Origin of the sequence: Streptomyces sp. NPDC026589 (assembly GCF_040638385.1) — a bacterium.
Lineage (GTDB): Bacteria > Actinomycetota > Actinomycetes > Streptomycetales > Streptomycetaceae > Streptomyces.
The window spans coordinates 1-23,518 of the sequence record NZ_JBEZYG010000045.1 but is presented as its reverse complement, the minus strand read 5'-3'; the positions used below and the strand labels follow the sequence as shown (position 1 = coordinate 23,518).

At 72.4% G+C, this 23,518-nt stretch carries 26 protein-coding genes; 11 read left to right on the top strand and 15 right to left on the bottom strand.

Annotated elements, in window-relative coordinates:
- The first annotated feature begins 81 nt into the window (after positions 1-81).
- Positions 82-234: a hypothetical protein gene (locus AB0F29_RS40015; RefSeq protein WP_097870088.1), complete on the top strand. Its 153-nt coding sequence runs from the start codon at positions 82-84 to the stop codon at positions 232-234.
- Between the two features lie 116 nt (positions 235-350).
- Here the strand turns inward: AB0F29_RS40015 and AB0F29_RS40010 are convergent, their stop codons facing one another.
- The 4 genes from AB0F29_RS40010 to AB0F29_RS39995 form a co-directional block, all read right to left on the bottom strand.
- Positions 351-956, bottom strand: a complete 606-nt coding sequence (locus tag AB0F29_RS40010; RefSeq protein WP_026290252.1) for a MarC family protein — start codon at positions 954-956, stop codon at positions 351-353.
- Between the two features lie 180 nt (positions 957-1,136).
- A complete protein-coding gene (locus AB0F29_RS40005; RefSeq protein WP_361883503.1) occupies positions 1,137-2,003 on the bottom strand; it encodes a PHP domain-containing protein in 867 nt (288 codons plus the stop codon).
- A 138-nt stretch (positions 2,004-2,141) separates the two neighbouring features.
- A complete protein-coding gene (locus AB0F29_RS40000; protein WP_361883500.1) occupies positions 2,142-2,819 on the bottom strand; it encodes a DUF6758 family protein in 678 nt (225 codons plus the stop codon).
- A gap of 43 nt (positions 2,820-2,862) precedes the next feature.
- Positions 2,863-3,477, bottom strand: a complete 615-nt coding sequence (locus tag AB0F29_RS39995) for a suppressor of fused domain protein (RefSeq protein ID WP_361883497.1) — start codon at positions 3,475-3,477, stop codon at positions 2,863-2,865.
- 445 nt (positions 3,478-3,922) lie between these two features.
- On the opposite strand from AB0F29_RS39995, the gene AB0F29_RS39990 reads away from it, so the two are divergent.
- Both AB0F29_RS39990 and AB0F29_RS39985 read left to right on the top strand, forming a co-directional pair.
- Positions 3,923-5,050: a magnesium and cobalt transport protein CorA gene (locus tag AB0F29_RS39990; protein WP_361883494.1), complete on the top strand. Its 1,128-nt coding sequence runs from the start codon at positions 3,923-3,925 to the stop codon at positions 5,048-5,050.
- 34 nt (positions 5,051-5,084) lie between these two features.
- Entirely contained in the window at positions 5,085-5,621 is a 537-nt protein-coding gene (locus AB0F29_RS39985; RefSeq protein ID WP_361883491.1) for a hypothetical protein, read from the top strand.
- Positions 5,622-5,682: 61 nt separating this feature from the next.
- Here the strand turns inward: AB0F29_RS39985 and AB0F29_RS39980 are convergent, their stop codons facing one another.
- Positions 5,683-6,453 carry a hypothetical protein gene (locus AB0F29_RS39980; protein WP_361883488.1) on the bottom strand — a complete coding sequence of 257 codons (771 nt, stop codon included), beginning with the start codon at positions 6,451-6,453 and terminating at the stop codon, positions 5,683-5,685.
- Between the two features lie 245 nt (positions 6,454-6,698).
- On the opposite strand from AB0F29_RS39980, the gene AB0F29_RS39975 reads away from it, so the two are divergent.
- From AB0F29_RS39975 to AB0F29_RS39965, 3 genes are read left to right on the top strand one after another with little or no spacing between them, the layout of a single operon-like run.
- Entirely contained in the window at positions 6,699-7,985 is a 1,287-nt protein-coding gene (locus AB0F29_RS39975) for a CBS domain-containing protein (RefSeq protein WP_073740089.1), read from the top strand.
- Positions 7,975-8,535: a DUF1003 domain-containing protein gene (locus AB0F29_RS39970; protein ID WP_361883485.1), complete on the top strand. Its 561-nt coding sequence runs from the start codon at positions 7,975-7,977 to the stop codon at positions 8,533-8,535. The genes AB0F29_RS39975 and AB0F29_RS39970 overlap by 11 nt, the downstream gene beginning before the upstream one ends.
- Before the next feature lie 43 nt (positions 8,536-8,578).
- Complete coding sequence (locus AB0F29_RS39965) at positions 8,579-9,712, top strand: Mrp/NBP35 family ATP-binding protein (protein ID WP_078625658.1); 1,134 nt, start codon at positions 8,579-8,581, stop codon at positions 9,710-9,712.
- Between the two features lie 57 nt (positions 9,713-9,769).
- On the opposite strand, the gene AB0F29_RS39960 is transcribed toward AB0F29_RS39965, so the two are convergent.
- The 5 genes from AB0F29_RS39960 to sigE form a co-directional block, all read right to left on the bottom strand.
- On the bottom strand, positions 9,770-10,429 hold the full coding sequence (locus AB0F29_RS39960) for a hypothetical protein (RefSeq protein WP_361883481.1): 660 nt from the start codon (positions 10,427-10,429) through the stop codon (positions 9,770-9,772).
- Between the two features lie 126 nt (positions 10,430-10,555).
- A complete protein-coding gene (locus AB0F29_RS39955) occupies positions 10,556-11,056 on the bottom strand; it encodes a sec-independent translocase (protein WP_265599491.1) in 501 nt (166 codons plus the stop codon).
- Positions 11,057-11,175: 119 nt separating this feature from the next.
- Positions 11,176-13,068: a trypsin-like peptidase domain-containing protein gene (locus tag AB0F29_RS39950; RefSeq protein ID WP_361883478.1), complete on the bottom strand. Its 1,893-nt coding sequence runs from the start codon at positions 13,066-13,068 to the stop codon at positions 11,176-11,178.
- A gap of 89 nt (positions 13,069-13,157) precedes the next feature.
- Complete coding sequence (locus AB0F29_RS39945) at positions 13,158-14,207, bottom strand: zf-HC2 domain-containing protein (protein WP_361883475.1); 1,050 nt, start codon at positions 14,205-14,207, stop codon at positions 13,158-13,160.
- Positions 14,204-14,965 (bottom strand): RNA polymerase sigma factor SigE, encoded by a 762-nt coding sequence (sigE, locus tag AB0F29_RS39940; protein WP_329355902.1) that lies wholly within the window; start codon positions 14,963-14,965, stop codon positions 14,204-14,206. Before sigE ends, AB0F29_RS39945 begins: the two co-directional genes overlap by 4 nt.
- 178 nt (positions 14,966-15,143) lie before the next feature.
- Here sigE and AB0F29_RS39935 point away from each other — a divergent pair, with 178 nt between their 5' ends.
- Positions 15,144-15,809 (top strand): O-methyltransferase, encoded by a 666-nt coding sequence (locus AB0F29_RS39935; RefSeq protein ID WP_003966489.1) that lies wholly within the window; start codon positions 15,144-15,146, stop codon positions 15,807-15,809.
- A gap of 166 nt (positions 15,810-15,975) precedes the next feature.
- On the opposite strand, the gene AB0F29_RS39930 is transcribed toward AB0F29_RS39935, so the two are convergent.
- Positions 15,976-16,143, bottom strand: a complete 168-nt coding sequence (locus AB0F29_RS39930) for a DUF3117 domain-containing protein (RefSeq protein ID WP_003966491.1) — start codon at positions 16,141-16,143, stop codon at positions 15,976-15,978.
- A 315-nt stretch (positions 16,144-16,458) separates the two neighbouring features.
- Between AB0F29_RS39930 and AB0F29_RS39925 the strand changes: the two genes are divergently transcribed.
- Positions 16,459-17,271, top strand: coding sequence for an enoyl-CoA hydratase-related protein (locus tag AB0F29_RS39925; protein ID WP_361883470.1), 813 nt, complete (start codon positions 16,459-16,461; stop codon positions 17,269-17,271).
- A gap of 7 nt (positions 17,272-17,278) precedes the next feature.
- Here AB0F29_RS39925 and AB0F29_RS39920 read toward each other — a convergent pair whose 3' ends face one another.
- The gene (locus tag AB0F29_RS39920) at positions 17,279-17,875 is read right to left on the bottom strand and encodes a DNA-3-methyladenine glycosylase I (protein WP_361883467.1); all 597 of its coding nucleotides are present in this window, start codon (positions 17,873-17,875) and stop codon (positions 17,279-17,281) included.
- The gene (locus tag AB0F29_RS39915) at positions 17,872-18,324 is read right to left on the bottom strand and encodes a DivIVA domain-containing protein (protein WP_361883464.1); all 453 of its coding nucleotides are present in this window, start codon (positions 18,322-18,324) and stop codon (positions 17,872-17,874) included. Before AB0F29_RS39915 ends, AB0F29_RS39920 begins: the two co-directional genes overlap by 4 nt.
- 75 nt (positions 18,325-18,399) lie before the next feature.
- Between AB0F29_RS39915 and folP the strand changes: the two genes are divergently transcribed.
- The gene (gene folP / locus AB0F29_RS39910) at positions 18,400-19,272 is read left to right on the top strand and encodes a dihydropteroate synthase (RefSeq protein WP_361883461.1); all 873 of its coding nucleotides are present in this window, start codon (positions 18,400-18,402) and stop codon (positions 19,270-19,272) included.
- Positions 19,273-19,546: 274 nt separating this feature from the next.
- Here folP and AB0F29_RS39905 read toward each other — a convergent pair whose 3' ends face one another.
- Together AB0F29_RS39905 and dapE are read right to left on the bottom strand one after the other, a co-directional pair.
- Positions 19,547-20,332 (bottom strand): TIGR00730 family Rossman fold protein, encoded by a 786-nt coding sequence (locus tag AB0F29_RS39905; RefSeq protein WP_018956292.1) that lies wholly within the window; start codon positions 20,330-20,332, stop codon positions 19,547-19,549.
- A gap of 115 nt (positions 20,333-20,447) precedes the next feature.
- Entirely contained in the window at positions 20,448-21,527 is a 1,080-nt protein-coding gene (gene dapE / locus AB0F29_RS39900) for a succinyl-diaminopimelate desuccinylase (protein WP_361883457.1), read from the bottom strand.
- A gap of 61 nt (positions 21,528-21,588) precedes the next feature.
- On the opposite strand from dapE, the gene AB0F29_RS39895 reads away from it, so the two are divergent.
- Together AB0F29_RS39895 and AB0F29_RS39890 are read left to right on the top strand one after the other, a co-directional pair.
- Positions 21,589-22,515: a hypothetical protein gene (locus AB0F29_RS39895; protein ID WP_361883454.1), complete on the top strand. Its 927-nt coding sequence runs from the start codon at positions 21,589-21,591 to the stop codon at positions 22,513-22,515.
- A gap of 289 nt (positions 22,516-22,804) precedes the next feature.
- Positions 22,805-23,317: an ATP-binding protein gene (locus tag AB0F29_RS39890; RefSeq protein WP_361883451.1), complete on the top strand. Its 513-nt coding sequence runs from the start codon at positions 22,805-22,807 to the stop codon at positions 23,315-23,317.
- Positions 23,318-23,518 lie beyond the last annotated feature (201 nt).

Here is a 23,518-nt window from a genome sequence, read left to right as displayed (position 1 = left end):
TCGCGTTCCTAGTCTTGCCGGTGGGACGCCCCACCGGCGCCAGCAGTTCTCCAGCAGGAGGATCAGACGAAGGGAAGCCCTATGCGCTTCGAGATCATGCGACTCGACGACGTCGACGGTACCGCCGTGGACAGCACCGTCGTGGACGCCGCCTCCGTCAACCGGATCGTGCAGCAGGCCGCGGCGACGGGCCAGCGCCTCTACATCCGGCCGGCCGACAGTTCGGCTTCGTAACGCATCTGGGCTCATGACCCCTGATGAGGCCCCGCGCCTCACCGCATTGCGCCGCTAAAGACGAAGCGCCCCCGCACGGAACGTCCGTGCGGGGGCGCTGTGGTGCGCGGAGGGTGTCAGGAGGTCTGGATGACCTGGGTAACGCCGTTGATGATCTGCTGGACGGCGATGGCGGAAAGCATCATGCCGGCGAGCCGGGTCACCAGTACCACGCCGCCGTCCTTGATCACGCGGATGATGACCAGCGAGTAGCGCATGGCCAGCCAGAGCACCACGTGCATGGCGACGATCGCGGACCACACCGAGAGCTGGCCGCCCACGCCGTCGGCGTGCTGCACCGCGAGGATGACCGAGACGATCGCGCCGGGCCCGGCCAGCAGCGGCATGCCCAGCGGCACGAGCGCCACGTTGACGTCCTTGGTCTGCGTCGGCTCGTCCGTCTTGCCGGTCAGCAGGTCGAGCGCGATGAGCAGCAGCAGGAGTCCGCCCGCGATCATCAGGGCGGGCACGGAGACATGCAGATAGTCGAGGATCTGCTGACCGAGCAGACCGAAGACGGCGATCACGCCGAACGCGACCATGACCGCCTGGAGCGCCATCTTGCGCTGCACCTTGGCGGGGCGGCCCGCGGTGAGCGCGAGGAAGATCGGCGTGATCCCGGGCGGGTCCATGATCACAAATAGGGTGAGAAAAAGGGATCCGAAGACAGCGACGTCGAACACAGTGAGCCTTGCGAGAGAAGAGCGGGCGGTACGGAGGGGGCGCGGGGTCCGGGCGGCGGCCGTCGCCGTGTCGGGCACGCGGCGGTACGCACAGGAGCGCGCGGGGAGTACGGAAGGTGGTGCGGTGGAAGTGGGCTGGGCCCGCGAGCTGTTGTCCGGCCGTGATCCGCCGGACACGCTCTATCGGGAACCGGCTCCGCCGGCTCCCGGCACCGGGAAGGCTCCCGTGGCGCGCCGGGTGATCTCGCCGTAGATCTCGGGGTCGGTGGTGCACGCGCCGAGCCCGACGGGCTTCCGGGTGCCGTGGTAGTCGCTGGAGCCGGTCGTGAGCAGCCCCAGCTCGCGGGCGAGGCCGCGCAGTCGGGCCCGGGTGGGCTCGTCGTGGTCCATGTGGTCGACCTCGACGCCGTCGAGGCCGGCTGCGGCGAGCGCGACGATCGTGGACTCGGGGACCACCGCGCCGCGTTTCACGGCGGCCGGGTGGGCGAAGACGGTGACCCCGCCCGCCGCCTTCACCAGGCGGATCGCCTCGAAGGGGTCGAACTCGTGCTTCTCCGCGTACGCCCGGCCGCCGTTGCCCAGCCAGTCGGGCGTGAAGGCGTCGGAGACCGTGGGTACGACGCCGAGTTCGACGAGGGCGGCGGCGACGTGCGGGCGGCCGACCGACCCGTCCCCGGCGATGCGGGCGACCTGCTCCCAGGTGATGGGGACATCGAGGGCGCGCAGCTTGCGGACCATCTCCTGGGCGCGCGGCACCCGGTCGTCGCGGACGAGTTCCCGGGCGCGCTCCAGCTCGGCGTCGGCGGGGTCGAAGAGGTAGGCCAGCATGTGCAGGCCCACGCCGTCGACGCGGCAGGAGAGCTCGGCGCCGGTGACGAGGGTGAGCCCCTCGGGCAGCGCGTCGATGGCCTGCTTGTGGCCGCCCACGGTGTCGTGGTCGGTGAGCGCGACGACGTCCAGCCCCGCGGCGGCGGCGTTCGCGACCAGCTCGGCGGGGGTGTCCGTGCCGTCCGACGCGGTGGAGTGGGTGTGCAGGTCGATGCGCACGACGCTTGACTCCGGGGCTCGCGGGCGGACGGGGGGCCGCTCAAGGATAACCGGCGCGCGCCGGGCCCACCGCCGCCCACGGCCGTGCTCCCGGCCGGTGCCGGAGCCACCCTCGCCGCCCGGCCGCGCTCGCCGCCGCTACCGCTCGCCCGTCGCCTGCCGGGGCGGCGCCTCGGGGGCGGTGAGCAGGCGGGGGGTGAGTGCGCCGCAGGGGACGAGGTCCACCTCTCCCCCGGCGTCCCGCAGGTCGGTGAGGACCAGCTCGTCGTACATCAGCAGCCCCGACTGCTCGGGCCACAGGATCGCCCACAGCCACAGCCCCCGCGCCTCGCCCGCGAAGACGGCGCGGTCCGACGGAGCGTTCCTGACGTGCCAGAGGGGGGTGGGGCGGCCGGCGGCGTGGACCTTGGCGTCGGGGGCGGAGTCGACGTCCAGGTGGCGGCCGGGGTCCGGGCCGTCGATCCCGGCGTACCGCGCGCCGAGCCCGACGCCCAGCTCCTCGGCGACCAGCAGCAGCTCGCCCATCCCGCCCAGCGGCCCGGGCCCGGAGCAGGCCACGGCGGTCGCGCGGCCGCCGCTGCGGTCATCGCCCGCGCTGGCGACCCCGGTGAACAGCCAGCCCACGGGGAGCGGCCAGGGCATCCAGACGGGAACCTGAGCGCGGTGCACCACGACGCCGAGACCTTCGACGCTCGGCGGGATGACCGGCTGCATCGGGTGGACCTGGCCGTGCACGGAGCACTGCCAGGCATCGGCGAAGAGACCGGGCGCCCTGACCCGGCCACCGCACTTCGGGCAACTGGGTTCGCCCCTCATAGGGACCCACCGTCCTCCCCGCCGGTCCTCGCGTCAAGGACGATCACCCGTCCGCAGCGTGGCTCGGGCCGGGCTGGTCCAGGACTACGGACGTGCGCAGCGGGTCGCGCAGGTCCGTACCGTGCGCCAGCCACCGCTCCTGGAGCTCCTGCGCGCCGCGCACCCGCTTCCAGGCCGCCTCGTTGTGTGTCATCGGCAGCAGCGGCAGGAAGCGCACCGGGTCCATCGGCTCGTCCAGCTCCAGGTCCTCCACCAGACCGCCGGACTCCGCGACCAGCACCGAGGTGAACGGCGCCCCGGTCCACAGCGGCTCCCCCAGGTCCAGCGAGGCGCCGGCGGCCACGATCAACCCCTCGACCTGCGGGGAGGCGGCCAGCACGGCGAGCGGGCGCAGCAGCTGATCGGTGTCGGCGACTCCGCCCCGTACGGAGAGGATCAGCTCGGCGCGGGGGCCCTTCACCGGGTCGGCGAGCGGGGAGGTGGGGTCGGCCATCGGCTGACCGGACATACCGAGTGTCGCGTAGCGCACCACGTCACCATCGCGGAAGCGCAGCACCTCGATGCGGTCGGTGCCCAGGAACGTCACATCGGCGCGGGCGTCCGGTTCCCCGAGGGCGGAGATGAGCCGGGCCTCGACCAGAGCGAGAATTTCTGCCATGCCGCGAGCATAGATCGCGTAGGGAATGGGCAAAGTACGGGATTGGGCCTTGGGCGGCTGATAGCCTGGCCGCCGGTCGGGACAGCACGCAGAAGCGTCGCTCTTCTTCGTCCCGACGACATGTCGTCCCCCACGGGGGACCGGCCGGAGGAGGTGGGGACTGCTATGGATCCAAGTCGACCGTGCAGTACCAACCGCTCTTCCGTGCCTCGTATGTGCCGTTGATCCGACGCCTCGTCGGTCGCCCGGTCCCGACACCGCCGTCGTATCCGGATGACTCCTCGACAGCAGTTCGCGCGACGGAAGAGCCCTTCGTTTTTGCCTGTCTGTAGCGAACGCCGTCATCGCGCCCGCGCGGTGCCGCCCGCTTTGCGGACGTGAGCACACGTCCTCGTTCCGGGCTGTTCCACGCCCTCGCCGACGGCCCTCCGTGAAGGAGCCAGCCATGTCGATGATCCGTGACCTGCGCGCCGCCGTGCGCCCGTCCCTGCGCCCGTCCCTCCGCAAGAACAGCACCCCCTACAGCGCGTACGACACCACCCGCGACCCGTCCGCCTCCAGCGCCGTCGTCGACTGCGCCGTCTACCGCGACGGCCGCCGACTGGTGACGCCCGCGACCCCGACGCCGCACGAGGCGATGCTCCGGGTCCGGGAGGAGGGCGGCTTCGCCTGGATCGGTCTGCACGAGCCGACCGAGGCCGAATTCGCGGGCATCGCCCGGGAGTTCGGGCTGCACCCGCTGGCCGTCGAGGACGCCGTCCACGCCCACCAGCGGCCCAAGCTGGAGCGCTACGACGACACGCTGTTCACCGTCTTCAAGACGATCCACTACGTGGAGCACGCCGAACTGACCGCGACCAGCGAGGTCGTGGAGACCGGCGAGGTGATGTGCTTCACCGGGCGGGACTTCGTCATCACCGTCCGGCACGGCGGCCAGGGCTCCCTGCGCGCCCTGCGCCACCGCCTCCAGGACGATCCGGAGCTGCTCGCCAAGGGCCCCTCCGCCGTGCTGCACGCCATCGCCGACCATGTGGTCGACGGGTACATCGCGGTGGCCGAGGCGGTGCAGGACGACATCGACGAGGTGGAGATCGATGTCTTCTCCACCCCGGCCAAGGGCAGCCCGCGCGGTTCGGACGCGGGCCGGATCTACCAGCTCAAGCGCGAGGTGCTGGAGTTCAAGCGGGCCGTCTCGCCGCTGCTGCGGCCGATGCAGCTGCTGAGTGAGCGTCCGATGCGGCTGATCGACCCCGACATCCAGAAGTACTTCCGCGACGTGGCCGACCACCTCGCCCGGGTCCAGGAGGAGGTCCTCGGCTTCGACGAACTGCTGAACTCGATCCTCCAGGCGAATCTGGCGCAGGCGACCGTCACGCAGAACGAGGACATGCGCAAGATCACCTCCTGGGCGGCGATCATCGCCGTGCCGACGATGATCTGCGGTGTCTACGGCATGAACTTCGACCACATGCCCGAGCTCCAGTGGAAGTACGGCTATCCGCTGGTGCTCGGCGTCATCGGGGTGGTCTGTTTCTCCATCCACCGCATCCTCAAGCGCAACGGCTGGCTCTGAGTGCCGGCCCCGGCCGCTGAGTAAGCTCGCGCCCATGACTGACGCCCCCGCGCCCGATGCCGCCGCCGACCTGCTGGAGAGGGCCCTCGTCGAGGAGGCCACGAAGAAGTCCGGTCTCGTCTGGGTGCGGGGCGACGGGCCGGCCCGTGCCGTCTGGCACGTCTGGCACGACGGCGCGGCGCATCTGGTCGGCGGCGGCCCCGGCGAGCAGCCGCTGCCCGAGGGCCTGGCCGACGGAAGCCGCGCAGAGGTGACCGTACGGAGCAAGGACAAGGGCGGCCGGATCGTCGCCTGGAGCGCGGTGTGCCGTTTCCTCCCGCCGCACTCCGAGGAGTGGGAGGCGGCGGTGGCCGAGCTGAAGGGCAAGCGGCTGAACGCGCCGGACGCCGAGTCGATGACGGAGCGGTGGGCCCGCGAGTGCACCGTCGTGCGGCTGACGCCGGACACCGTCAGCACCGCGCTGCCGGACACCTCGCTGGCGGCCGTTCCGCTGCCGACCGGGGCCACCACCCGGCAGCCGGCCCCGGCGGCGCTCCCCCGGCTGCTGCTGAAGCGTCGCGGGAAGCGCTGAGCCAGGGCCCGGTCTCGCCCGGCAGGCGGCCGTTCGAGGGCCCCGCGGTCCGGGTCGCAGCTCAGCCGGAGGACTTGGGGAGCTGGCCGCCGTAGTCGACGGTGTCGTCCTCCTGGGGGGCCTCCAGTGGGAAGGCCTGCCCCCAGTCGGCCAGCGTGACCGTGCCCCCGCCGCCGCCCCGGGCCACCCGGACCGGGTACGGCTGGTCTTCCAGCGAGACGTCGAACGCCCCGCCCTCGCCCTTGCCGCCCAGGATCTGGATGGTGCGCTGCCCGGCGACCGTGTCCCGGCCGCCCTTGCTGACCTCTCCGTTCAGCGCGAGGAGCCCGTCGAGCAGGACCTTCTTGTCCGTGAAGCCGCGCAGCTGGCGGTAGCTGGGGTCACCCTCGGGGACCTTCACGTACTTGCCGCCCAGCTTGTCGGCGGCCGCCACGTCGGAGGACCCGGCCTCGCCGCCGCCGCTCTCCTCGTGGGTCCAGAACTCCGCCGGCGCCTTCAGGTAGAGCTCGTCGTCGACCCGCAGCAGGGCGAAGCTCTGCTGCTTGGAGGTCACCGAGCCCATGCCGCCCTCCGCGTTGAGCTTCATCTCCAGCCGGTAGGTGCCGCCCTTGCTGACGAGCGTGCCCGACAGGCGTACGGCGCTCGCCGCTCCGGCCGCCGCTCTGGCCTTCTCGTCGATCTCGGTGGCGGAGAGTCTGGCGACGCCGTTGGTCCCCTTGTCCGGGTCCTCCTCCGTGCCGCAGGCGGCCAGGGCCGCGGTGAGCCCTCCGCACAGCACGAGAGCGAGGGCGGTCCGGCGGTGGTTCCGCACGGCCGGGGCGAAAGAGGTCACGGGCGCACTGCCTCTCAACGGCGATCGGGGATGGCAGACGGCAGCGTACCCGGGAGGCGCGTGCCTCCCGGCAGCCAGCCGTACGGACCGGTCCGCCGGGGCGCGGTGCGGGGTTAAGGGCTAGCCTGATCCCGGCGTACCGGCGAAATCCGCTGGTGGGCGGCGTCGGCCCGGGGCGGCCGGGCGAGGACCGTCCCGCGGAACATGACGACACGGTGGACACGGACGGACGAAGGAGGCCGAGGATGGCGGCGGTCACCCCCAGGGTCTTCGTCTCGCACCTGTCCGGCGTACCCGTTTTTGACCCGAACGGGGACCAGGTCGGCCGGGTCCGCGATCTGGTGGCGATGCTGCGGGTCGGCGGACGCCCGCCGCGCATCCTGGGCCTGGTGGTCGAGGTGATCAGCCGCCGGCGGATCTTCCTGCCCATGACCCGGGTGACGGGCGTCGAGTCCGGCCAGGTCATCACCACCGGCGTCGTCAACATGCGGCGCTTCGAACAGCGGCCCACCGAACGTCTCGTCCTCGGTGAGTTCCTGGACCGGCGGGTGCGGCTGGTGGATGGCCCTGGCCAGGACGGTGAGGAGGTCACCGTCCTGGACGTGGCCATCCAGCAGCTGCCGGCCCGCCGTGACTGGGAGATCGACAAGTACTTCGTCCGCAAGGGGCGCGGCGGGGCGCTGCGCCGCAAGGGCGAGACCCTGACGGTGGAGTGGTCGGCGGTCAGCGGTTTCTCGCTGGACGAGCACGGCCAGGGTGCGGAGAGTCTGGTCGCCACGTTCGAGCGGCTGCGGCCCACCGATGTGGCGAACGCGCTGCACCACCTCTCGCCGAAGCGGAGGGCGGAGGTCGCCGCCGCTCTGGACGACGACCGGCTCGCCGACGTCCTGGAGGAGCTGCCCGAGGACGACCAGGTGGAGATCATCGGCAAGCTCGCGGAGGAGCGGGCCGCCGACGTCCTGGAGGCGATGGACCCCGACGACGCGGCCGACCTGCTCTCCGAGCTGCCGGAGGAGGACAAGGAGCGGCTGCTGGCGCTGATGCGGCCGGACGACGCCGCCGATGTCCGCCGTCTGATGTCGTACGAGGAGCGGACGGCGGGCGGTCTGATGACGACCGAGCCGATCGTGCTGCTGCCCGACGCCACGGTGGCCGACGCGCTGGCCCGGGTGCGGCAGGCGGACCTGTCCCCGGCGCTCGCCGCGCAGGTGTACGTGTGCCGCTCCCCCGACGACACCCCGACCGGGAAGTACCTGGGCACGGTGCACTTCCAGCGGCTGCTGCGCGACCCGCCGTTCACCCTGGTCAGCTCGATCGTCGACAGCGACCTGGTGCCGCTGTCGCCGGACACCCCGCTGCCGACGGTCACCAGCTACCTGGCCGCGTACAACATGGTCTCGGTGCCCGTCGTGGACGAGACCGGTTCGCTGCTGGGCGCGGTGACCGTGGACGACGTCCTGGACCACCTGCTGCCGGACGACTGGCGCGAGACGGATCTGCACGGGGAGGAGGGGATCGGCCATGGCGGGTGAGGATCGGGCGAAGACGGCGTCGACCGGCGCCTCGGGCCTGGTGCGGCCCCCGCGCACCCGGCTGGACCAGCCGAAGGACCCGCGCCGGCGGCTGCTGCCGGAGTACGACCCGGAGGCGTTCGGCCGGTTCTCGGAGCGGATCGCGCGGTTCCTGGGGACCGGGCGGTTCATCGTCTGGATGACGCTGATCATCATCATCTGGGTGCTGTGGAACATCTTCGCGCCCAAGGACCTGCGGTTCGACCAGTACCCGTTCATCTTCCTGACGCTGATGCTGTCGCTCCAGGCCTCCTACGCGGCGCCGCTGATCCTCCTCGCGCAGAACCGGCAGGACGACCGCGACCGGGTCACGCACGAGCAGGACCGCAAGCAGAACGAGCGCTCCATCGCCGACACCGAATACCTGACGCGGGAGATCGCGGCCCTGCGCATGGGCCTGGGCGAGGTCGCCACCCGGGACTGGATCCGCTCGGAACTCCAGGACATGGTGAGGGACATGGAGGACCGGCAGGTGCTGTCCCCGGCCGAGAGTGACGAAGGCGACCGCTGAAGGGCTACCCGTACGTAGCGCTCCGCGCCGTAACATCGTCTGTATGGCTACGGAAGACGCGGTGCTTGAGGCACTGGCGACAGTGAACGACCCGGAGATCCACCGCCCGATCACCGAGCTGGGCATGGTGAAATCGGTCGAGATCGATCCTGACGGTGTAGTCGCTGTCACGGTGTATCTCACGGTCTCCGGCTGTCCTATGCGCGAGACGATCACCCGGAACGTGACCGAGGCGGTCGCCCGGGTCGAGGGCGTCTCGCGGGTCGAGGTGACCCTCGACGTCATGAGCGACGAACAGCGCAAGGACCTGGCGAGCTCGCTGCGCGGCGGCACCGCCGAGCGGGAGGTGCCCTTCGCCCAGCCCGGCTCGCTGACCCGGGTGTACGCGGTCGCCTCCGGCAAGGGCGGCGTCGGCAAGTCCTCGGTGACGGTGAACCTCGCCGCGGCGATGGCGGCCGACGGGCTGAAGGTCGGCGTCGTGGACGCGGACATCTACGGGCACAGCGTGCCCCGGATGCTCGGTGCGGACGGCAAGCCCACCCAGGTCGAGAACATGATCATGCCGCCGTCCGCACACGGCGTGAAGGTCATCTCCATCGGCATGTTCACCCCGGGCAACGAGCCCGTGGTCTGGCGCGGTCCGATGCTGCACCGGGCGCTCCAGCAGTTCCTCGCCGATGTGTACTGGGGCGACCTGGACGTCCTGCTGCTCGACCTGCCGCCGGGCACCGGCGACATCGCGATCTCGGTCGCGCAGCTCGTGCCGAACGCGGAGATCCTGGTCGTCACGACTCCGCAGCAGGCCGCGGCCGAGGTGGCCGAGCGGGCCGGCTCGATCGCCGTGCAGACCCACCAGAAGATCGTCGGCGTGGTGGAGAACATGTCGGGCATGCCGTGCCCGCACTGCGACGAGATGGTCGACGTGTTCGGCTCGGGCGGCGGCGCACGGGTCGCCGAGGGGCTGACCCGGACGATCGGCGCCGAGGTGCCGGTGCTCGGCTCGATCCCGATCGACCTGCGGCTGCGCGAGGGCGGCGACGAGGGCAAGCCGGTCGTCCTGTCCGACCCCGACTCCCCGGCCGGCAGCGCGCTGCGCTCGATCGCCCAGAAGCTGGGCGGCCGTCAGCGCGGTCTGTCGGGCATGTCGCTGGGGATCACCCCGCGCAACAAGTTCTGACGCCTGTACGGAACACGGGGCGGGCCGGTGGTCGACCGGCCCGCCCCGTGTGCGTCGCTACGCGTACGTCTCGATGTCCTTGATGGCCGCGAAGCCGAGGCCGTACGCGCTCATCCCCCGCCCGTACGCCCCGATGTGGACGCCTTCGTGGGCGGAGCCGGCGAGGATCCAGCCGAACTCGGACTCGCGGTAGTGGAACTCCACCGGCACCCCGTCCACCGGGAGGGAGAGCGTCGACCAGGGCGCGCTGCCGAGGTCGTCGGCGAGGGTGAACGCCGTCTCGGTCTGCTGGTCCAGCCAGTCGTCGCGCAGGGTGTGGTCCATCTGGGGCGGCCAGGTGTACGCCAGCAGGCCGGAGCCCGCGAGCCAGGCCGCCGAGGACACCGTGGTGGCGTCCAGCACGCCCGTACCGTCGCCGCTGCGTCTCACCGGGCTCGCGGCCACGGTGATCACCGCCGCGAACCGCTCCTTGTCGGCGGAGCCGTCCGACTTCACCGACGGCTCGTCGCCGTGCCCCGTCGCACCGTGCTGCACCGTGCCGTCCGCCGCGGTGCCGACCTGCATCAGCCAGCGCGGGCCGGTGAAGGCCTCGTCCAGGCCGTACCAGGGGAAGGTCGCTCCCAGGTAGCCGTCGACGGTACGCCGCTTCGCCGGCCCCTCCTCCGCCGTGGCCGTGCCCGGGACACCGTCCGTATCAATCCGACTCGTCGTCTCCATCTGCGCGGCCGCCTCCTCGATCAGTCATGATCCGGAGCGGCCCGCCCCCCGCGGGCTTGGGCATCCTCGCAACCGGACAGATGGAGAATAGCCATACCGTCCGGACGAGTCGGGATTGACCGGGGGTCAGGTGGCGTCCGCATCGAACGGCGGGCGCTCGGGCTGCGTCTGCTGCGGGGTCTTCTTCAGCAGGTCAGGGGCGGTGTCGCCGGTCTTGGTGAGGCTGGTCACCGAGCCGTCCGCAGACGCGCCCGCCGAGCCGTTCGCCGCACTGTTGGCGGTATCGGACGTCGTCGGGGTGCGCCCGTTGACCGCGTCGGTGACGTCGGCCAGGTCCTTGCGCAGGTCGAAGCTCTCGCGGATCTCCTTCAGCCCCAGGTCGTCGTTGCCGTCCATCAGCTGCTTGCGGACGAACGTCTTGGGGTTGAGGTCCTCGAACTCGAAGTCCTTGAACTGCGGGCCCAGCTCCGAGCGGATGTCTTCCTTCGCGCTGTCCGAGAACTCGCGGATCTTGCGGATGGTACGCGTGACGTCCTGGATCAGCTTGGGCAGCTTGTCAGGGCCGAAGACCAGCACGGCCAGCACCCCGAGCGTCAACAGCTCCAGTGCGCCAATGTCATTGAACACCTTGTTGCTCCTCGTGTTCTCCGCGTGTTCTCCGTGCGATCGCGGCCCGGGTCTCCCAGCCGCCCGGACCGCTCAAAGGTACCTGTCGAAGGTGTCCGGGCGGTACCTCGCGGTGGACGTCACGTGCCGCTCGCCGAGCCGAGTGTCAGGGTCACCGTCCGCTCCTCGCCGCCGCGGGTCAGCTTGAGGTCGAGCTCGTCGCCGGGGCGGTGGGCCCGGATCTTCACGATCAGCTCCTCGCCGCTGTGCACCCGCTGGCCCTCGACCTGGGTGATGACGTCGCCGGACCGGATGCCCGCCTCGGCCGCGGGGCCGTCCTTCGCGACGGCGGGCGCGCCGTCGGCGCCCTCCGTGCCGACCTTGGCCCCGTCGCCGGTGTACTTCATGTCCAGCGTGACGCCGATGACCGGATGGGTGGCCTTGCCGGTGCTGATCAGCTCCTCGGCGACGCGCTTGCCCTGGTTGATGGGTATCGCGAAACCGAGACCGATGGAGCCGGACTGGCCGCCCGCCTCGGGACCCCGGGCGCTGTCGGCCGCGCGGATGGCGCTGTTGATGCCGATGACGTGGGCCTGGGTGTCGACCAGCGGCCCGCCGGAGTTGCCCGGGTTGATCGGGGCGTCGGTCTGGAGGGCGTCGACGTAGCTGATGTCGCTGCCGTCGCCCTTCTCGCCGCCCGCGGTGATCGGGCGCTGCTTGGCGCTGATGATGCCGGAGGTCACCGTGTTGGAGAGGTCGAAGGGGGCGCCGATGGCCACCACCGGGTCTCCGACCTGGACGTTGTCGGAGTTGCCCAGGGGCAGGGGCTTGAGCCCGGAGACCCCGCGGACCCGGACGACCGCGAGGTCGTAGCCGCTGTCCTTGCCGACGAGCTCGGCGGAGGCCGTCTCGCCGCTGCTGAACGTCACGGTGATGTCCCCGCTGGACCCGGCCGGGGCGACGACGTGGTTGTTGGTCAGGATGTGGCCCTGGCCGTCGAGGACGAAGCCGGTGCCCGTGCCGGACTCGGCGGTGCCGCTGACGTGCAGGGTGACCACGCTGGGCAGGGCGCTGGCGGCGATGCCCGCGACGCTCTCGGGGGCCCGGCCGCCGTTGTCGCGGCCCGCCTGGGGCAGCTCGACGGTGGTCAGGCCGCCGTTGCGCTCGATGTACGCGCCGACGCCGCCACCGATGCCACTGGCGACCAGGGTCAGCAGGAGCACCCCCATGAACGCCCCGCCCCGGCGCTTCTTCCCGCGGCCGGGTTCGGTGCCCTCGGGGGGCCCGGGCCGGGTGAGCGGCTGCCCCGGAGCCCCCCACGGGTCGTACTGGAGCCACTGCGTGTGCTGCCGCGTGTGCTGCTGCGTTTGCGGTGGCGGTGCGGGGTGCTGTCCCTGGTGCTCGGGGGCTCCCTGGGGCTGCCCGGGGGTTCCTCGCGGCGGGTGCGGTGCGTGGGCGGCGTGCGCCTGGAGCGGTGCGTGGGCAGCGTGCGCCTGGGGCGGTGCGTGGGGCCCCGGGGGCGGGAAGCCGTCGGCGGGCTGGGCGTGCGGGGGCGGGAAGCCGTCGGCGGGCGCGGGTTGCGGTACCGGGGCGGGCGCCGACGCGGGGGCCGGGATTCCGGCGCCGTTCGTCGCGGCGTACTGCGGGTCCGGCGCTCCGGCGCCCGGCGGTACGACGGTGCCGTGGGCGGGGGTGGGCCGCTGCACCGGCGGGGCGGGCGCCCAGGGGCCGGGGCCGCCGTAGGGCGGGGTGCTGTACTCGTCGGGCTCGTGCAGCGGGGCCCCGGACGGGCGGGGGCGCGGAACCTCCTGGCCGCCGTGGACCGCCGGCCGGCCGGCGGCGTCGGAAGGCGGAGCCGGGGTCGGGGTGGAAGCGGCGTCCGGGGCCGGGCCCGGGGGCGTCGGCTCTCGGTCCTCGGCCGGCGGCGCGTCCGACGGGGCCGGCCCGCTGTCCGGCTCCGTGCGGTCGGCGCGCCCCGCCGGGGGGCGGCTCCACCACTTCGCCTGCGGCCCGGTGGGCTTCCCGTCGTCCATGCTCTCCCCGCAACTGGCCTCTGTACGCCCCACCGAGGCGTCCCTCACCGGAATTCAACCAGGTTTGCGAATCCCCGCGCAGGGTCCGGTCACGGCCGGGGGGAAAGCGGGCTCGCCAGATCGTTGGCGGGCGGCCCCGAGGGAACCGGGGAGGGGCCTGTCCTGGGCGCCGGACCGCTGCCGAGCGCCGCCGCCAGCAGCGGGGTGCCGGACACCGCCGGGCGTATCAGCGGCGACACGGACACGTTCAGCACGGGGAAGGTGAAGGGGTGCCCGCCCGAGGCCTGGACGCCGAACAGCGGCGGGGCGGTCGCCGGCCCCTGCCGGTTCACCGGAGAAGTGCCGGCCGGAACCACCGGTGTCGCACCGGTGAGCGTCGAGGGCACCCGGTTCGTCCCGGCGGGGGCCGTGCCGGACGCGGGCCGCTCGGCCGCCCGGCCGTCGCCGGTCACCACGAGGGCGCCGCCGCCCCGGCGGCTGACCGCCTTCGCGCCGTTCTCGGCGCGGGTCGCGGCGTCGATCGGGGTGGCGTTGTTCCCTGCGCCCTCGGCGCGCAGCGAGGATTCGGGGCCGGAGTCCAGCGGCAGGGTGCCGCCCAGCGCGATGGCCGCGAGGGAGACGGCGCTGGCCGCGGCGAACGCGAAGCGCCGCCCGCGCCAGGGCGAGCGGTCCGCGTCGCGGGCCACCTCGTGTATGCGGAAGACCGAACCGGAAGCGGGGCCGCCTGGCAGCACGGCGGTGGAGCCGTGGGTGGCGGGGAGATATCCGAAGCCGTCCAGGGGGGAGGGTGCGGTGTCGGCGCGAGTGCTGCCGCCGGAGGGCCGCAGCCCGGGGAAGAACTCGTCGGCGAAGGGCCCCCGGCCGCCGAACGGCCCGCCCGAGCCGGTGCCGTCACCGCCAGGACCCCCGGGAAGGCCCTGTAGCCGGGCCAGGAAGCCCTCGGAGGGCGAGGGTGAGGCGGACATGGCGAAGGCGCTCTTGAGGCGGCGCTGGGCATCGGCCTCGGCCTTGCACTTGGCGCAGGTCGCCAGGTGGGCCAGGACCCGCTCACGGGCGTCGTGTTTCAGCTCGCCGTCGACCAGCGCGGCGAGTCGGTCCCCCAGATGCGCTTCCGCGGGGGTGGGTCCTGTGCCGCTCACGCCGTTCCGCCCTCCCCTGCCAGGACCGCGTCCGCCAGCGAGCGCTGCTCGGCGCGGGCCTCGGGCGAACGGTGCTTGAGCGCCTTGCGCAGGTGCGAGCGGCCGCGGTGGATACGGCTGCGGACGGTGCCGAGCTTCACCCCGAGGGTCGCGGCGATCTCCTCGTAGCTGAGGCCCTCGATGTCGCAGAGGACCACGGCCGCACGGAACTCGGGCGCCAGGGTGTCCAGCGCCTGCTGCACGTCGGCGTCGAAGTGGGTGTCGTTGAAGACCTGCTGCGGGGACGGCTCACGGCTCGGCAGGCGCTCGGCCGCGTCGTCGCCGAGCGAGTCGAAGCGGATGCGCTGCTTGCGCCGGACCATGTCCAGGAAGAGATTGGTCGTGATGCGGTGCAGCCAGCCCTCGAAGGTGCCGGGTGTGTACGTCGACAGCGAGCGGAACACCCGGACGAAGACCTCCTGGGTCAGGTCCTCGGCGTCGTGCTGGTTTCCCGTCAGCCGGTAGGCGAGGCGGTACACACGACCGCTGTGCGTGCTGACGATCTCTTCCCATGAGGGCGGGGTCCACGCCTGAGAATCCGCATCAGAGGCGAAGGTCGCGGTCGTTGCGGAGTCTTCGGAAGAACGGTCAGCAATGTTGGTCACGGATTTCGGCTCACCGGCCGACCTGAGGAGACGCCGCAGCATCCCTCCCCGGTCCACAGGCGCAGCCGCACCTCCCCTATCGGCTCTGGTGGTGTCCAGTGGAGCCCCTACCATAGCCACCTCGCCCGTTAGCTCCGGATAAGCCTTTTTCCCTGCTGGGGCCGGGCGTCGCCCGGGACTTTCCCGCAGCTCGCCGGTCCGATCCGCGGACCCGGTCACTGCGCTTTCCCCACTGCATGCACAACGCCCGGTCCCATCTGCGGGTTCCCGGGTTCAGCGGATACAGTCACCGTTGCGCCAACTACGGGGTCAGGAGAGGGTCATTACCGCCAACCGGCAGACGAGCTGGGCGTTCGCCGACGCCTTTGTCGCCGAGGACGAAGCACTGCACGGGGCCCGGGAGCGGGCTCGCGAGCTGGGGCTTCGCTCGGTGTCACCGGGCACCGGCGCTGCGCTGCGCCTGCTGGCAGCCGCAGCGGACGCCAAAGCGGTGGCGGAGATCGGCACGGGCACCGGCGTGTCCGGCATCTATCTCCTGCACGGAATGCGGCCGGACGGAGTCCTGACCACGGTGGACCCCGAGCCCGAGCGTCAGCAGTTCGCCCGGGCGGCGTTCCGCGAGGCGGGCTTCGCCACCAACCGGGCCCGGTTCATCCCCGGCCGCGCGCTGGACGTCCTGCCCCGGCTCGCGGACGGCGGTTACGACCTCGTCTTCTGCGACGGCGACCGGCTGGAGAGTCTCGATGTGCTCGCTGAATCGTTGCGCCTGCTGCGGCCCGGCGGGCTGGTCTGCTTCGAGGGCGTCTTCGCCGACGGCCGCACGGTCGACTCCGCGGCCCAGCCGGCCGAGGTACTGCGGCTGCGGGACCTGCTGCGGGCGGTACGCGAGAGCCAGGAGCTGATGTCGACCCTGTTGCCGGTCGGCGACGGCCTGCTCTGCGCGGTCCGGCGCGGCTGAGCACGAAGAAACCCGCGGCGAGCACGAAGAAACCCGCGGCGAGCGGGGAGAACCCCGTGGTGAGCGGGGAGAACCCCATGGCGAGTACGCGGATCCCCGTCAGGACGCACCACTGCCCGGTACGGAATCCGTACCGGGCAGTGGTGCAGGTGATGGGCGTTCCGCGTCAGCCGACGACCTTCTTCAGCGCGTCGCCGAGGGCATCGGCCTCGTCCGGAGTCAGCTCGACAACAAGCCGACCGCCGCCTTCGAGCGGAACGCGCATGACGATGCCCCGCCCCTCCTTTGTCACCTCGAGCGGGCCGTCGCCCGTCCGCGGCTTCATGGCCGCCATGCTCGTTCCCCTTCCTGAAACCAGCTCATCGCAACCGGCGGCCCCATGACAGGCGCTGCCTCACCGGCATCGAACACATTGCTTCTTCGCCATTATCCCGCATCAATGACCCCGATGACCAACATCGGTGTGCATCGCTTGCGCAACGCGCTCTCTCAAAACCACCCAATTCGGCGATCCGGCTGCGATACTGCGCCGCCCCGGACCCCCAGGTGAGAGCCAATTGTTAGACGCAGGTCACATCTCTGCCCAGCTCCGGATCGGCCATGCTTGCCTGCAGTGGCAACGATGCCCGAGCAGCGAGGGGATACCGGAATGGCCGACGAGCCGGCGAACACCGTCCTGTACGACGTGAGCGAAGGTCTCGCGACGATCACGATCAACCGACCCGGCGCGATGAACGCCATGAACACCGCGGCGAAGGTCGCGCTGAGGGACGCGCTGCTGGCGGCCTCGGCGGACGCGGGGGTCCGGGCGGTGCTGCTCACGGCCACGGGGCGCGCCTTCTGCGTCGGCCAGGACCTCAAGGAGCACGTCGCCACGCTCTCGGCCACCCGCGAGGCGGGGGGCGGGAACGCGCTGAGCACGGTGCGGGAGCATTACAACCCGATCGTGCGGGCGATCACCGGGATGGCGAAGCCGGTCGTCGCCGGGGTGAACGGCGTCGCGGCCGGGGCCGGGTTCGGATTCGCGCTCGCGGCCGACTACCGGGTGGTCGCCGACACCGCCTCCTTCAACACCTCTTTCGCGGGCGTCGCACTCACGGCGGACTCGGGCGTGTCCTGGACGCTGCCCCGGCTGATCGGGCAGAGCCGAGCCGCCGATCTGCTGTTCTTCCCGCGGTCGGTCTCCGCGCAGGACGCGTACGAGCTGGGGATCGTCAACCGGGTCGTCCCCACGGCCGAGCTGGCCGAGCGGGCGGCGGAGGTGGCCCGGGCCCTGGCGGACGGCCCCACGGTGGCGTACGCGGCGCTGAAGGAGTCGATGGCGTACGGCGCCGGGCACACGCTCGCCGAGGCGCTGGAGAAGGAGGACGAACTCCAGACCCGGGCGGGCGCGTCGCAGGACCACACCATCGCGGTGGAGGCGTTCCTGGCCAAGGAGAAGCCGGTCTACCTGGGGAAGTAGCCGCGGCTCAGCGCGGCGCCGCCCCGCCGCCGCGCGCCACGCAGTCCGCGAGGTGGTCGTCGACCAGTCCGCAGGCCTGCATCAGCGCGTAGGCGGTGGTGGGGCCGACGAAGCGGATCGAGCGCTTCTTCAACGCCTTGGCGAGCGCGGTGGACTCCGGCGTGACGGCCGGGACGTCCGAGAGGCCGCGCGGGGCGGGGCGGCCGGCCGGGTCGGGGGCGTAGGACCAGATCAGCTCGTCCAGCTCCCCCGCCGGCCAGTCGGCGAGCACCTTGGCGTTGGCGAGGGTCGCGTCGACCTTGGCCCTGTTGCGGATGATCCCCGGGTCGGCCAGGAGCCGCTCCCGGTCGGCGTCGGTGAACTTCGCGACCGCCTCGATCCGGAATCCCTCGAACGCGGTACGGAAGGTCTCGCGGCGACGCAGGATCGTGATCCAGGAGAGCCCGGACTGGAAGGCCTCCAGGCAGAGCCGTTCGAACAGGGCGTCGTCCCCGTGGACCGCCCGGCCCCACTCGGTGTCGTGGTAGGCGAGGTAGTCCTCGGCGGACAGGCCCCACGGGCAGCGGAGCCCGCCGTCGGGGGCGGCCACGGCCGCGCCGCTCATCGTCCGTCCTCCTCGGCGCGGTCCGAGCCGTTCGCGTGGCCGCCCGGTTCCGCGGGCCGGTCGCCGGGCTGCTTGAACAGATCGGTGCCCGTCGTCACCGCGGCCGCCTGCACCCCGGCCAGCGCGGATTCCAGCTCGGCGATCCGGGCGTCGCGCTCGGCCAGTTCGGCGCCGAGCCGGGACAGCGCCTCGTCGACGTCCGCCATCCGATAGCCACGGGGGGCCATCGGCAGGCGCAGCGCCTCGATGTCCGCGCGGCCGACCGCGCGGGTCGCGGGCAGCGGATCGGTGAACCGGTCGGGCGGGACATCCTGGAGCATGGCGCTCCCACCGCCTCCGACCACCGCGAGGGTGACCGCGGTGACGACCACGACCATCGTGAGCAGCAAGAACCAGAACACGCGCATCTCCCCGGGGGCGGAAACCTCGTCCGGCTCCGATCGTGCCATGCGGCACGGACAAGTCGGGGCCGGCCCGATGAGGCCTTAGGGTCGCAGGCGGGCTATCTGAGGAGGAAACACGGGATGCGAAGCGGTGCACTCAGGCTGGGGAGGCGGGAATTCGGGCCGCACGAGCCGGTGATCATGGCGATCGTGAACCGGACCCCGGACTCCTTCTACGACCAGGGCGCCACTTTCGGGGACGAGCCGGCGCTGGCCCGGGTCGACCGGGCGGTGGCCGAAGGCGCCGCGATCATCGACGTCGGCGGGGTGAAGGCAGGCCCCGGCGAGGAGGTGAGCGCCGAGGAGGAGGCGCGCCGCACGGTCGGGTTCGTCGCCGAGGTCCGTCGCCGCCACCCGTCCGTGGTGATCAGCGTGGACACCTGGCGGCACGATGTCGGCGAGGCCGTCTGCGAGGCCGGGGCCGATCTGCTGAACGACGCGTGGGGCGGGGTCGACCCGAAGCTGGCGGAGGTCGCCGCGCGGTACGGGGCGGGCCTCGTGTGCACGCACGCGGGCGGCGCGGAGCCGCGGACCCGGCCGCACCGGATCGCGTACGAGGACGTCATGGCGGACATCCTGCGGGTGACCGTGGGGCTGGCCGAGCGGGCGGTGGGGCTCGGGGTGCGGCCGGACGGGATCATGATCGACCCGGGGCACGACTTCGGGAAGAACACCCGGCACTCGCTGGAGGCGACGCGGCGGCTCGGGGAGATGGCGGAGACCGGGTGGCCGGTGCTGGTGTCCCTGTCCAACAAGGACTTCGTGGGCGAGACGCTGGACCGCCCGGTGAAGGAGCGCGTCATCGGCACGCTGGCGACGACGGCGGTCTCGGCGTGGCTGGGGGCGCGGGTGTACCGGGTGCATGAGGTGGCGGAGACGCGGCAGGTCCTGGACATGGTGGCGTCCGTCGCCGGGCATCGGGCGCCTGCCGTGGCGCGGAGGGGGCTGGCGTAGGGGGTGCCGCCTGCCCGCGGCGGGCGGGGTCCGGGGCGCTGGCCCCTGGACCCCGCTCCTCAAGCGCCGGAGGGGCTGGAAAGGTGCCCCTCAAACGCCGGGCGGGCTCGGGGTAGCCGGGCCGGCCGAGTGTTCCGACCGGCCCGGAGGTGCCCTCACGTCAAAGACGTCCTCGATCGCCGGACGGGCTTGAAGGTGCCGGGCGGGTCTGAGGTGGCCTGGCCGGCTCGAAGGGGCAGGGCCGGCTCGAAGGGGCAGGGCCGGCTCGAAGCGGCTAGCGGCCGACCTCCTTCGTGACCAGCGTCACCGCTTCCTCCACGTCGTCCGTCACGTGGAAGAGCAGCAGGTCCTTCTCCGAGGCCTTGCCCTGGGCCACCACCGTGTCGCGGAGCCAGTCGATCAGGCCGCCCCAGTAGGCCGTGCCGAACAGGACGATCGGGAAGCGGGTGACCTTGCCGGTCTGGACGAGGGTCAGCGCCTCGAAGAGTTCGTCCAGGGTGCCGAGGCCGCCGGGCAGGACCACGAAGCCCTGGGCGTACTTCACGAACATCGTCTTGCGGACGAAGAAGTAGCGGAAGTTGACGCCGATGTCGACGTGCGGGTTGAGGCCCGACTCGAAGGGCAGCTCGATGCCGAGGCCGACCGAGACGCCCTTGGCCTCCCGGGCGCCCTTGTTGGCGGCCTCCATCGCGCCCGGGCCGCCGCCGGTGATCACCGCGAAGCCCGCGTCGACCAGCGCCTTGCCGAGCTGGACCCCCGCCTCGTACTCCGGCGATCCGTCCGGGGTGCGGGCCGAGCCGAAGACGCTGATCGCGCTCGGCAGTTCGGCGAGCGCGCCGAAGCCCTCGACGAACTCCGACTGGATGCGCATCACCCGCCAGGGGTCGGTGTGCACCCACTCGGAGTCGCCCTCGGAGTCCAGCAGCCGCTGGTCGGTCGTGCCGGGCTGGACCTGCTCCCTGCGGCGCACGACCGGGCCCAGCCACTGTTCCTCGGGGCTGACCGCGCCCTCGGGGACCTCCGCACCCTCGGGGATCCGTGCGTCTTCGGCGTTGCCCATGTTCCGCTCCCTCCACCGACCCGCGTCGCGCTGGGTCGTGTCGTACTGCGTACGGCCAGCGTAGATCGGCGGAGGTTACGTACGGGGGAATGCCGTGCGTCGGGCGGTCAGCCGGTCAGCTGGTCAGCCAGGAGCGCAGCCGGTCCTCGCAGTGGGTGATCTTCGCGACCGCCACGTGCTCGTCGCGCTTGTGGGCGTACATCGGGTCACCGGGTCCGTAGTTCACCGCGGGGACGCCGAGCGCGCCGAAGCGGGAGACGTCGGTCCAGCCGAACTTGGGGCGGGCGGTGCCGCCGACGGCGGTCATGAACGCCTGGGCGGCAGGGTGGGAGAGGCCGGGCATGGCGGCGCCGGAGTGGTCGTCGATGACGATCTCGGCGACACCGCAGTCGGCGAAGACCTCGCGGACGTGGGCGATGGCCTCCTCCTCGGTGCGGTCGGGGGCGTAGCGGTAGTTGACGACGACGGTGCAGGCGTCCGGGATGACGTTGGTGGCGACGCCGCCCTCGATGCCGACGGCGTTGAGGCCCTCGTGGTATTCGAGGCCGTCGATGACCGGGCGGCGGGGCTCGTACGCGGCGAGCTTCGCCAGGACCGGGGCGGCGGCGTGGATCGCGTTGGACCCCATCCAGCTGCGTGCGGAGTGCGCCCGCTCCCCCGTCGTACGGAGGTGGACCCGCAGGGTGCCCTGGCAGCCGCCCTCGACCTCGCCGTCGGAGGGCTCCAGCAGGACGGCGAAGTCTCCGGCGAGCCAGTCCGGGTGGGCGTCGGCGATGTGGCCGAGGCCGTTGAGGTGTGCGGCGACCTCTTCGTTGTCGTAGAAGATGAAGGTCAGGTCGCGGTTGGGCTCGGGGACCGTCGCGGCGATCCGGAGCTGGACGGCGACGCCGGACTTCATGTCGGAGGTCCCGCAGCCCCAGAGGATCCCGTTCCCGTCGAGGCGGGAGGGGACGTTGTCGGCGATCGGCACGGTGTCGATGTGCCCGGCGAGGACGACGCGCTCGGCGCGGCCGAGGTCCGTGCGGGCGACGACGTTGTTGCCGTGGCGGTCGACGGTGAGGTGGGGCAGGGCGCGCAGGGCCGATTCGATCGCGTCGGCGAGGGCCGTCTCCTCCCCGCTGACCGAGGGGAAGTCGACGAGCCGGGCGGTGAGCGCCGGTCCGTCCAGGGTGAGGTCAAGGGTGCTGTCGGCCATGGACCCGACCCTAAGGGACTGGGGTATCGGCCCCGGCCGTACCCTCCAGTACGGTGGGCCCGTGCCCAGGACAGCCAGCCCTCGCCGACGACGCCTCCTCCGCTACGGGGCCGCCTTCGCCGTGCTCGCGGCGCTGGGCGGTTATCTGGCCGTGCAGTACGACTCGTCCGGGTCGAAGAATCCGCCGCGCTGTGTGGTGGAGGCGAAGGACGGGGACGGGGGCGGGACGCAGCGTTACGAGATGAGCCTCGCCCAGGCCGTCAACGCGGCGACGATCTCCGCGGTCGGCACCACGCGGGGCATGCCCGAGCGGGCGGTGACCATCGCGCTGGCGACCGCGCTCCAAGAGTCCACGCTCCGCAACATCGACTACGGGGACCGGGACTCGGTGGGCCTGTTCCAGCAGCGGCCCTCGCAGGGCTGGGGCACCGTGGAGCAGATCATGGACCCGGTGTACTCGTCGGAGAAGTTCTACGAGGGCCTGGCCGAGGTGCCGGGCTATTCGCGCCTCCCGCTGACCGTGGCCGCGCAGCGCGTGCAGCGCAGTGGGTTCCCGCAGGCGTACGCGAAGCACGAGCCGGACGCCGCGCTGCTGGCCGCCGCGCTGACCGGTCGCAGGCCGGCCTCGCTGAACTGCACCCCGTCGACGGCCACGGCGGACGGCCCGGGGGACGCCGCGCGGGTGCGGACCGAGCTGGTGCGCGCCTTCGGCAAGGACGTGCTGCCCGGCGCGGTGGCCGCGGGCGCGTCCGCGGCGTCGACCGTCTCGGTGCCGGTCCCGGCGGCCGCGGCGCGGTCCGAGGGCAAGGGCGCTCGGCAGCGCGGCTGGGAGCTGGCGCACTGGGCCGTGGCGCAGTCCGAGGCCCTGCGCATCGAGCGCGTGAGCTACGCGGACCGGGTCTGGGACGCCGGTTCGGGCTGGCGGACGGAACGCGCGAAGGGTAAGGAAACGGGCACGATGGCGGTCAGGATCCAGGTCGTTCAGTAGTACGCCCCGTCACCCGTACGGGCCCCGGGGGCCATGGCTCCGGGCGTTTTCCGCGCGGCTCCTCGCACCTTCGGGGGACTGCCCCGATTCCCTTGCCGCCCAAGGGAAGTGACGGTTCATCGGACTGCGGCGGTATGGATTGTTTGCCCGGGTTCTTCCGCTGCGGATAATCGGACCCATTGCTCAGTCTTTACCTTCGCCCACCGCAACCTCCCCCTCCCCCGAAGCGGTTGTCAGTGCGTCCGATCACCGGACAGACAGACTCGTGCACAACCGCTGAAGGAGCATCATGTCCCTCCCCCTGACCCGTCGGATCGCTCGTGCCGCGCTGCTGATCGCCGCAGGCGCGGCCCCCGTGGTCGGTGCGGCCGGCGCCGCGAGCGCCGCAGAGCTCCCGGCGACCCCGGACCTGGGCGGACTGACCGCGCTGGACGGCGCCGGTCTCGGCGACACCGTGGACAGCACCGTCCAGCAGGGCACCCAGGCGGCCGGCGACACCGGCGGCCGCCTCGTCGGCACGGCGCTCCCGGCCGCGGGCAAGACCGTCGGCACGTCCGCCGGGGTGGCCATCCCGGCCGCCCAGGAGACCGCCGGCCAGGCCGCGGGCAACGCGGGCCAGGCCGTGGGCGGCGTGGCCGAGGCCGCCGGCGGCGGCCTCCCGACCGACGCGCTGGGCGGCGGTCTGCCCACCGACGCACTCACCCAGGGCGGTCTGCCCACCGACGCGCTCGGCGGTGGCCTGCCCACCGACTCCCTGACCAAGGGCGGCCTCCCGCTGGGCGGTCTGCCGATCGGCGGCTGAGCCACCGCGGCACCGCAGCACCGCAGCACCAGAAACGCGCCGAGGGCCTCGGGAGTGCGCACTCCTCTCCGCCGCGGAGGGTGATGGCGTGGAGGGGGTCGCTTGTGTACTCACGCCTTTCAGGTTGGCATCCCGGGGACCCGGAAGTGAAGCCGGGGTAGGGAGGAGCCTCCCCCGTTCGGGCGCACGGGCGGGGCGGTC

Bases quoted from the DNA above. Each gene is read 5' to 3' on its own strand.
- AB0F29_RS39995 (WP_361883497.1), bottom strand. From the start codon at position 3,477: ATGGCAGAAATTCTCGCTCTGGTCGAGGCCCGGCTCATCTCCGCCCTC.
- AB0F29_RS39930 (WP_003966491.1), bottom strand. From the start codon at position 16,143: ATGGCGGCCATGAAGCCGCGGACGGGCGACGGCCCGCTCGAGGTGACA.
- AB0F29_RS39960 (WP_361883481.1), bottom strand. From the start codon at position 10,429: ATGGAGACGACGAGTCGGATTGATACGGACGGTGTCCCGGGCACGGCC.
- AB0F29_RS39965 (WP_078625658.1), top strand. From the start codon at position 8,579: ATGGCTACGGAAGACGCGGTGCTTGAGGCACTGGCGACAGTGAACGAC.
- AB0F29_RS39905 (WP_018956292.1), bottom strand. From the start codon at position 20,332: ATGGGCAACGCCGAAGACGCACGGATCCCCGAGGGTGCGGAGGTCCCC.
- AB0F29_RS39950 (WP_361883478.1), bottom strand. From the start codon at position 13,068: ATGGACGACGGGAAGCCCACCGGGCCGCAGGCGAAGTGGTGGAGCCGC.
- AB0F29_RS39975 (WP_073740089.1), top strand. From the start codon at position 6,699: ATGGCGGCGGTCACCCCCAGGGTCTTCGTCTCGCACCTGTCCGGCGTA.
- folP (WP_361883461.1), top strand. From the start codon at position 18,400: ATGCGAAGCGGTGCACTCAGGCTGGGGAGGCGGGAATTCGGGCCGCAC.
- AB0F29_RS39990 (WP_361883494.1), top strand. From the start codon at position 3,923: ATGTCGATGATCCGTGACCTGCGCGCCGCCGTGCGCCCGTCCCTGCGC.
- AB0F29_RS39985 (WP_361883491.1), top strand. From the start codon at position 5,085: ATGACTGACGCCCCCGCGCCCGATGCCGCCGCCGACCTGCTGGAGAGG.
- sigE (WP_329355902.1), bottom strand. From the start codon at position 14,965: ATGGTAGGGGCTCCACTGGACACCACCAGAGCCGATAGGGGAGGTGCG.
- AB0F29_RS40000 (WP_361883500.1), bottom strand. From the start codon at position 2,819: ATGAGGGGCGAACCCAGTTGCCCGAAGTGCGGTGGCCGGGTCAGGGCG.
- AB0F29_RS39915 (WP_361883464.1), bottom strand. From the start codon at position 18,324: ATGGCACGATCGGAGCCGGACGAGGTTTCCGCCCCCGGGGAGATGCGC.
- AB0F29_RS39890 (WP_361883451.1), top strand. From the start codon at position 22,805: ATGTCCCTCCCCCTGACCCGTCGGATCGCTCGTGCCGCGCTGCTGATC.
- AB0F29_RS39920 (WP_361883467.1), bottom strand. From the start codon at position 17,875: ATGAGCGGCGCGGCCGTGGCCGCCCCCGACGGCGGGCTCCGCTGCCCG.
- AB0F29_RS40015 (WP_097870088.1), top strand. From the start codon at position 82: ATGCGCTTCGAGATCATGCGACTCGACGACGTCGACGGTACCGCCGTG.
- AB0F29_RS39970 (WP_361883485.1), top strand. From the start codon at position 7,975: ATGGCGGGTGAGGATCGGGCGAAGACGGCGTCGACCGGCGCCTCGGGC.
- AB0F29_RS39925 (WP_361883470.1), top strand. From the start codon at position 16,459: ATGGCCGACGAGCCGGCGAACACCGTCCTGTACGACGTGAGCGAAGGT.
- dapE (WP_361883457.1), bottom strand. From the start codon at position 21,527: ATGGCCGACAGCACCCTTGACCTCACCCTGGACGGACCGGCGCTCACC.